Source organism: Comamonas sp., assembly GCF_036666375.1.
GTDB lineage: Bacteria > Pseudomonadota > Gammaproteobacteria > Burkholderiales > Burkholderiaceae_C > Comamonas.
This window is the reverse complement of sequence record NZ_JAVWWA010000132.1, coordinates 4,586-11,846: the sequence shown is the minus strand read 5'-3', so window position 1 is coordinate 11,846 and position 7,261 is coordinate 4,586. Positions and strand designations below refer to the sequence as shown.

General features: G+C 64.8%; 7 protein-coding genes. 2 read left to right on the top strand and 5 right to left on the bottom strand.

The genetic code is table 11. From position 1 onward, the window contains the following. Positions 1-40: 40 nt before the first annotated feature. Positions 41-1,702: an FMN-binding glutamate synthase family protein gene (locus RR928_RS22140; RefSeq protein ID WP_332684286.1), complete on the top strand. Its 1,662-nt coding sequence runs from the start codon at positions 41-43 to the stop codon at positions 1,700-1,702. Positions 1,703-2,051: 349 nt separating this feature from the next. On the opposite strand, the gene RR928_RS22135 is transcribed toward RR928_RS22140, so the two are convergent. From RR928_RS22135 to RR928_RS22115, 5 genes are all read right to left on the bottom strand, one after another. Next, the gene (locus RR928_RS22135) at positions 2,052-2,384 is read right to left on the bottom strand and encodes an antibiotic biosynthesis monooxygenase family protein (RefSeq protein ID WP_332539855.1); all 333 of its coding nucleotides are present in this window, start codon (positions 2,382-2,384) and stop codon (positions 2,052-2,054) included. A gap of 364 nt (positions 2,385-2,748) precedes the next feature. Beyond that, positions 2,749-3,660: a LysR family transcriptional regulator gene (locus RR928_RS22130; RefSeq protein WP_332684283.1), complete on the bottom strand. Its 912-nt coding sequence runs from the start codon at positions 3,658-3,660 to the stop codon at positions 2,749-2,751. A 50-nt stretch (positions 3,661-3,710) separates the two neighbouring features. Then, positions 3,711-4,679 (bottom strand): Bug family tripartite tricarboxylate transporter substrate binding protein, encoded by a 969-nt coding sequence (locus tag RR928_RS22125; protein WP_332539857.1) that lies wholly within the window; start codon positions 4,677-4,679, stop codon positions 3,711-3,713. Positions 4,680-4,700: 21 nt separating this feature from the next. Next, the gene (locus RR928_RS22120; RefSeq protein ID WP_332539858.1) at positions 4,701-5,750 is read right to left on the bottom strand and encodes a phosphoglycerate dehydrogenase; all 1,050 of its coding nucleotides are present in this window, start codon (positions 5,748-5,750) and stop codon (positions 4,701-4,703) included. Continuing rightward, on the bottom strand, positions 5,740-6,402 hold the full coding sequence (locus RR928_RS22115; protein ID WP_332539859.1) for an RraA family protein: 663 nt from the start codon (positions 6,400-6,402) through the stop codon (positions 5,740-5,742). Before RR928_RS22115 ends, RR928_RS22120 begins: the two co-directional genes overlap by 11 nt. A 443-nt stretch (positions 6,403-6,845) precedes the next feature. Here RR928_RS22115 and RR928_RS22110 point away from each other — a divergent pair. Then, positions 6,846-7,261 (top strand): helix-turn-helix transcriptional regulator (locus RR928_RS22110; RefSeq protein ID WP_332684280.1); only part of this gene is annotated, 416 nt, incomplete at its 3' end.

Here is a 7,261-nt window from a genome sequence, read left to right as displayed (position 1 = left end):
AATACATTACCCTTGCGATGCAACCAACCCAAGGAATGCCGTGAGCCTATCCCTTCTGAGCCGCTATGCCTTCTTTGCGGGCTGTGTAATCTTCAGCCTCGCCAGCCTGCCGTTTGCCTTCTCCAGCGATATCTGGCCCGTCACGCTGATCACCAGCCTGTTGAGCCTGCTGGGCCTGTTCGATCTGCTGCAAAGCAACCATGCGGTGCGTCGCAACTACCCCATCCTGGGCAACATCCGCTACATGGTCGAAGGCATACGGCCCGAGATACGCCAGTACCTGCTTGAATCCGACAGCGACGCCCTGCCCTTTTCGCGCGCCCAGCGTTCGCTGGTCTACTCGCGCGCCAAGAACGAGACCGCCGACAAGCCGTTCGGCACGCTGGTCGATGTCTACCAGCCGGGGTTTGAATTCATCAGCCACTCCATGCGCCCCGCGCCGCTGAGCGACCCGGACGGCTTTCGCGTCACCATAGGCGGGCCGCAGTGCACCCAGCCCTACTCGGCCTCGGTGTTCAATATCTCGGCAATGAGCTTCGGCTCCCTGAGCGCCAATGCCATCCGCGCGCTCAACCAGGGCGCGCAGCGCGGCAACTTCGCGCATGACACCGGCGAAGGCAGCATCAGCCCCTACCACCGCGAGCATGGCGGCGACCTGATCTGGGAGCTGGGCAGCGGCTACTTCGGTTGCCGCACCGATGACGGCCGCTTCGATCCGCAGCGCTTTGCCGAGCAGGCGCGCGCGCCGCAGGTGCGCATGATTGAGATCAAGATGAGCCAGGGTGCCAAGCCCGGCCATGGCGGCATCCTGCCCAAGCACAAGGTGACGCTGGAGATCGCCCAGACCCGCGGCATCCCCATGGGCCAGGACTGCATTTCGCCTTCCAGCCACAGCGCGTTTTCCACGCCGCTGGAAATGGTGCAGTTCATTGCCCAGCTGAGAACCCTGTCCGGCGGCAAGCCCGTGGGCTTCAAGTTCTGCCTGGGCCATCCCTGGGAATTCATGGGCATCGCCAAGGCCATGCTGCAGACTGGCATCCTGCCGGACTTCATCGTCGTGGACGGCAAGGAAGGCGGCACGGGCGCCGCACCCGTGGAGTTCACCGACCACATGGGCGTTCCCATGCGCGAAGGCCTGCTGTTCGTGCACAACACGCTGGTCGGGCTCAATCTGCGCGACAAGATCAAGCTCGGCGCCAGCGGCAAGATCGTCAGCGCGTTCGACATCGCCAGCGTGATGGCCATAGGCGCCGACTGGTGCAATTCGGCGCGCGGCTTCATGTTCGCCATAGGCTGCATCCAGTCGCAAAGCTGCCATACCAACAAATGCCCGACGGGTGTCGCGACCCAGGACCCGTTGCGCCAGCGCGCGCTGGTGGTGCCCGACAAGGCGGCACGGGTGTTCAACTTTCACCGCAACACGCTCAGAGCGCTGGCCGAAATGCTGGCCGCCGCGGGCCTGACCCACCCTGAGCAGCTGCAGGCCAAGCATCTGGTGCGGCGCATGTCGGCGTCGGAAGTCAAGCTGTTCTCGCAGCTGCATGTGTTCCTCAAGCCCGGCGAACTGCTGACAGGCGAGGTGCAAGGCGAGTTCTACGCGCGCATGTGGCAGCTCGCGCGCGCCGACAGCTTCGAGCCCAACAGCCCAGAGCCTTCGACAGAAAACAAGCTCTGTGCCGAAGACTCCTTCCAGCCGGCATGAATGGAACTGCAACGGCGCCGAGTTCAGCGCCAGCATCGCAGACACAGCACCTGGCGCTCAGGCGATGATCACAATGCCCAGCCGGCGCATTGCCTGGGTCAGCCCCCGCACGCTACGCTTGACTGCTTGCCGGCTCGCCGCTGTTGCGCCTCCAAGAGAGCCCTTGCGTGAAGCTTGGATTCTCCCGGCAGATCACCCACCGCCTTGCGCAGCGCGGGTTCAAGCCATTGCGACACTCTACGGAAGGTAGGGTGCGCAAGAAGCGTTGGTTGATCTCGCGAACGCAAAAAGGGGCAGCGCCTGTCCTGATACCGCAAGCGCCGGCCTGAGCGATTCAACACGGCCCGTATCAAAACCGCACAGGGCGCCCGCCCAGGGGATGGGCAATGCCGCCATCGCCATAACTGCCCTGCACTTCGGCAATCACCACATGGTAGCCACGCAGCCATTGCGCCTGGCGCCGCTTGGCCTCGGCATGCGCGGGGTGGTCCATCAGCTGTTGCAGTGCTTCGCGCGTTTCCCAGTAGTAGACGTTGGCTACCAGGCCTTTGCTGGAATCTTCCCATGCCTCCTCGCCCAGAAAGCCGTCAATGGAGCGGGCGATGGCGGCAATGGCCTGGTCCAACTGGTGAAACTCGTCATCAAACGGTCCGGGAGCGAAGGTGAAGGTGGACGTGAACATGGACATCTCAAAGGGCAGGGATGGCGCGGCCGGCACGGCTTTCGGCCCGGCGCGACGGGGCAGGAAGCGGCCCAGTGTGCCCAAGTCGGCGCCCCGCGCAAAGCACCAGTTGAGAAGTTTTCATTCAGTCCAGTCGCCGTCCACACCGGGGCGCTACTCAAAGGCGCATACCGGCGGCCAGGCCATTTCCACTGACCGGGCAGCCGCGCGCATTGTGCAGGCAAGTATTTCCCGGCGCTGACCGGCACGTCGCTGGAGCCCTATCGCTCGACCTATGCCGCGGTGACGGACATGGCCGCCGGCGTGCTGGACCCGGCATTCGATGCGGGTGCCAAGCCTTTCATCGATGGCGGCGCATGTGCCGTCAGGAAAGCCCTTTGCCGGCGTCGGCGGCGAAATTGCAGTGCTCCTTTGCCATCTTGGCCACGAGGGGCGCCAGGGGGTGGCCGGTTCCACGCCGATAGATTGCAAAATACTCGACGTCGGGGAGCTCCGGCGCCACCTTGAGTCGCACCAGCTCCTTGCGCTGGAGGTAGGGCGTGTAATAGCCGACCGGCAGCTGGGATACCGCAATGCCGGCGCGGGTCATCTCGCCGAGCACTGCGAAGCCATGGGTCTGCACCAGGTTGCGCAGAGGAAACCCCGCGCGGGTGAACCAGGCGCTTTGCAGTTGCGCGTGGATGGTGTCCGGGAATTGCGCGGCAATCGGGTACTCGGACAGCTCCTCCACCGAAAGGACACGCCGCGGTATTCCCATCTTGGGACTGGCCATCCAGGCGCGTTCCAGGGTGCGCAACGGCACGGCGCTGAACAGGCGTCCCCACATCGGCCCGGGAAGCAAGGCCACATCGTATTTGCCGCGGTTCATCTGGTCGAGCAGCACGCCGCCGTTGTGCACCTCCACTTCCAGGCGCAGCCGGGGGTGGGCGGCACGCAGCGCCCGCATCAGGCCCGCCAGCCAGGTCATGCCTATCAGCTCTGTGACGCCCAGCCGGAACGTGCCCTCGTACTCTTCGGGCTCGGAGAGGTCTTCCAGCAGGCGCTTGGCCTGCGAAAGCATCTGTTCGGCTCCGGCGCAGACGCGTTCACCGGCAGGCGTGAGTTCGGCATTGCGGCGCGTACGGTCAAACAGGTTTCGGCCCAGCGCCGATTCAAGTTCGGCAATTCTCTTGGAGATCGCCGATTGCGTGGTGTGCAGGCGGTTGGCTGCCGCCTGGAAGCTTCCAAGCCGACCGGCCCAGTAAAGGGCCTCCAGCTGCTTGATGTTCAGGTTCATTTTTGCTCCGGCCGCCCACAACGGGTCCGGTGGCAACTATAGGGGCGAAGCTACTCGGGCTGCATGCGGCTGTCCCTGACCACCGCGCTCCATTTGGCGATTTCCGCGCGCTGGAATGCCGCGAACTCCGCCGGCGTCATCGGTGCGGTGGTCAGCCCCATCTGCTGAAAGCGCGCGACGACTTCCGGCGCGGTCAACACCGCGGCGACCTCCTGGTTCAGTTTGTCGACAATGGCTTTGGGCGTGCCGGCCGGCGCGTACAGCGCCTGCCAGGAACTGACCTCGAACCCAGCCACCCCGGCCTCCTCCATCGTCGGCACATCGGGCAGCTGCGGCAAGCGCTTCCTGGAGGTCACGGCCAGCGCGCGCAGCCGCCCGCCGGTCACATGGGGCAGCAGCGACGGTCCGTCAAACGTCATGGGAATGTGGCCAGCCATCACATCGGTGATGACCGAGCCGCGCACATTGGGCACATGCGTGAGCTTCACGCCCGCGAGCTTCTGCAGGAGTTCACCCGACATGTGCTGGGTCGAGCCGATTCCGGGCGAGCCGTAGGCGACGGCGCCTGGCGTCGCGCGGGCCGCGGCCAGCACGTCCTGGACCGTCTTGTACGGGCTGGTGACCGGAACCACCAGCACGTTGGCATTGGTGCCCAGCACCATGATGGGCACGAAATCGCGCAGCGGATCAAACGCCACCTTGCCAATCAGCGGATAGATGGCGTGCGAGGCAATGCTGCCCGCCAGGACCGTGTACCCGTCGGGCGGGGCCTTGGCGACAAATGCGCTGGCAATGCCGCCCGAGGCTCCGGGCTTGTTTTCCACCAGCACCGGCACCTTCAGACGCTCGGAGAGCTTTTGCGTGATGACGCGCGAGACGACATCTGAATTGCCTCCCGGCGCCGACACCGACACCCACACGATTGGCCGCTCGGGCCAGCCTCCCTGGGCCATGGCCGGGGCACCGAGAATGGCCACCGCTGCCGCGGCCGCCGCCTGCATCAAGTTTCGACGTTTCAAGATGGTCTCCTTTTATGTTTTTCAGTGTCCAGGCGGCATGCGGCCATCGGCCACGATGCATTGCGCCGGCACGGCCCGGCCTTCGAGCACCGCGGCCACGCAGTCGGCGGCCAATGCGTTGGCGCGCTGCAGGCTCTCGCGGCTGGAGGCCGCGGAATGCGGCGTGGCCACCACTGTCGGCCAGGCCAGCAACTGCGTTGCCAGCGGCTGCAACGCGGGCGCGTGCTCGCATTGGAAAACGTCCAGACCCGCCCCGGCCAGCTGCTGCGACTGCAGCGCGACCAGCAGCGCCTGCTCGTCGATCAGCTCGCCTCTGGCGGTGTTGATCAGAATCGCCTCGGGTTTCATCAGCTTGAGCGCGCCGGCGCCGATGATGTGCCGGGTCTGCGGCGTCAACGGCGCGTGCAGGCTCACGAAATCCGACTGCGTGAGCACCTGCTCCAGGCTGCAGCGCGTGACCCCGGCGCGCCTGGCGCTTTCTTCGTCCAGGAAGGGATCGAAGGCCAGCACCCGGGCTTCAAAGCCCGAAAGCCTTTGCGCCACCTGCCGACCGATACGTCCCAGCCCTATGAGGCCCACGGTCTTGCGGTACAGCTCCGTGCCCACCTGAACGCGCCAGTCGCCGGCCTGCATGCGCGCATGGGCCTCGACCACTCGCTTGCCTACGGCCAGCATCAGCGCCAGGGCGTGATCGGCCACCGCCGGCTCGTTGCCGCCCGGGGTATTGGTGAGAATTCGTCCCAGGGATTGAACCGCGTTCACATCCACCGAGTCGAAGCCCACGCCGCGGCGCGCCACCATGCGCAGATTGGGGTGGCGTGCCAGCAGCGCGTGGGTCACGGGCGCTGCGCCCAGGATCCAGGCCTGCACGCTGCCCAGTGCCTGCTCGATGGCCGGGGTGATGGTGTTATCGATGGCATCAAAGGCAACATCGGCGCGGACCACGCGATGGCCGCGCGCTTCGAGCCGGGCGACGGCGTCCGCGTCAAAGAAGCGGACCGTGACCAGTACATCGGGCCTGGCGCGGGAGTGCATGGGAGTGAGTTCGCTGACCGGCATGTCAAAGTCCATGGGGAGCAAACATCTTGTCCATCCATGACTGCTGGACCTTGCCGGTGCGGATCTCGGCGCGTATCTCCTGTTCCAGCTGGGCGTGGCGCAGCGCCGCCGCGAGCAGCTCGCCGGCGCGATCGGCGGGGAACACCACGATGCCGTCCTCGTCGCCGAGCAGGAAATCGCCGGGCTGCACCACCTGCCCGCCGATGCTCACGGCAACGTTCACCGCTCCGGGCCCGGTCTTGAACGGCCCGCAATGATTGACATCGCGCGCATAGCAGGGGAAATCCGCCGCCAAGAAGGCCGCGCAGTCGCGAATCGCGCCATCGATCACAAAGCCGGTGCAGCCGCGCTGCAAGGCGTACTCCAGCAGCAGGTCGCCGACGACGGCATTATTCGTGGCCCCGCCGGCATCGACCACCAGCACCTGGCCAGGCGACATCATGGACAGCGCCTTGTAGGTCAGCAGGTTGTCGCCGGGGCGCGCCTTGACCGTGACGGCCGTGCCCAGCAGCTTTCGCGAACGATGGAAGCGACGCAGTCCCACGATGCCTTCCAGGCGCCCGAGGTTGTCGCTGATGTGGGATGTCGGTACATCCTCGAAGGCCTTGAGCAAGGCCGCGTCCGGCGCCTGCGGGGCCGGGTTGATGGTGAAGTTGGCGTTCATGTGGAAACAGTCTGGTCTGGAAATGCCCCTGAACTCCAGGCCGGCGTCGCACAGGTGCGTCGCTGGCGGCTGGATCGAAGTGGCAATGTTCGTTCAACGACCTCTTCCAAACAAGCGAAAGAAAGGCGCATGACCCATTCCAAAACGGCATGTGTCATGCGCCTGTGCCGCGCTTGAAAGATCCATACACCCAGGGCGACCGGCCAGCGGTCAGTCGCAATCCGCAGTGATCGCTGTGCGGCCCGCCAGCGACGCGGCCGGGCCGTGGGGCACAGCGAATCCAGGCCAAGCATCATTCATAGATGAATAAATCTGGCGAATGTCGATATATCTATGTATTGAGAATTTGCCTTCTTGCCGGGGAAATATCCGTGTCACACCCAAGCCCCAAGGAAGAAAAAACCATAGATTTCTATATTCCAGCGAAAAGACATCATCTATGAATGCCGCGCAAAAATACCTCCTGCGCTGACTCCCCCCAGGCCGTGCTGCGGGATATCGAGCGACTGGCGCAGAACATCACCATCGCCCGCAAGCGGCGCGGTGAATCCCAGACCCAGTGGGCCAGGAAGCTGGGCATTTCGCAGCCCAACATGGGTCGCATTGAACGCGGTGACCCGTCCGTGGCAATGGCCTCGTATGGGATGTGCATGTGGTTGATCAATCAGGGCGGTGGATTGGCCGACCTGATCGCGCGGCAGAACGATCACGCCGCATTGGAAAAGGAAGTGGCCAAGGTGCATACCCCGCGCAAGTTGGACCAGCAAGGCCGCGCCGGTTTGCCGGCTGCCCAGTGGAACAGTGCGCCGGTCGAATCTCAGCAGGCAGCCGTTGCCGAGCGTCCCGAGTCGGCACCTCC

Bases quoted from the DNA above. Each gene is read 5' to 3' on its own strand.
- RR928_RS22130 (WP_332684283.1), bottom strand. From the start codon at position 3,660: ATGAACCTGAACATCAAGCAGCTGGAGGCCCTTTACTGGGCCGGTCGG.
- RR928_RS22120 (WP_332539858.1), bottom strand. From the start codon at position 5,750: ATGGACTTTGACATGCCGGTCAGCGAACTCACTCCCATGCACTCCCGC.
- RR928_RS22135 (WP_332539855.1), bottom strand. From the start codon at position 2,384: ATGTTCACGTCCACCTTCACCTTCGCTCCCGGACCGTTTGATGACGAG.
- RR928_RS22115 (WP_332539859.1), bottom strand. From the start codon at position 6,402: ATGAACGCCAACTTCACCATCAACCCGGCCCCGCAGGCGCCGGACGCG.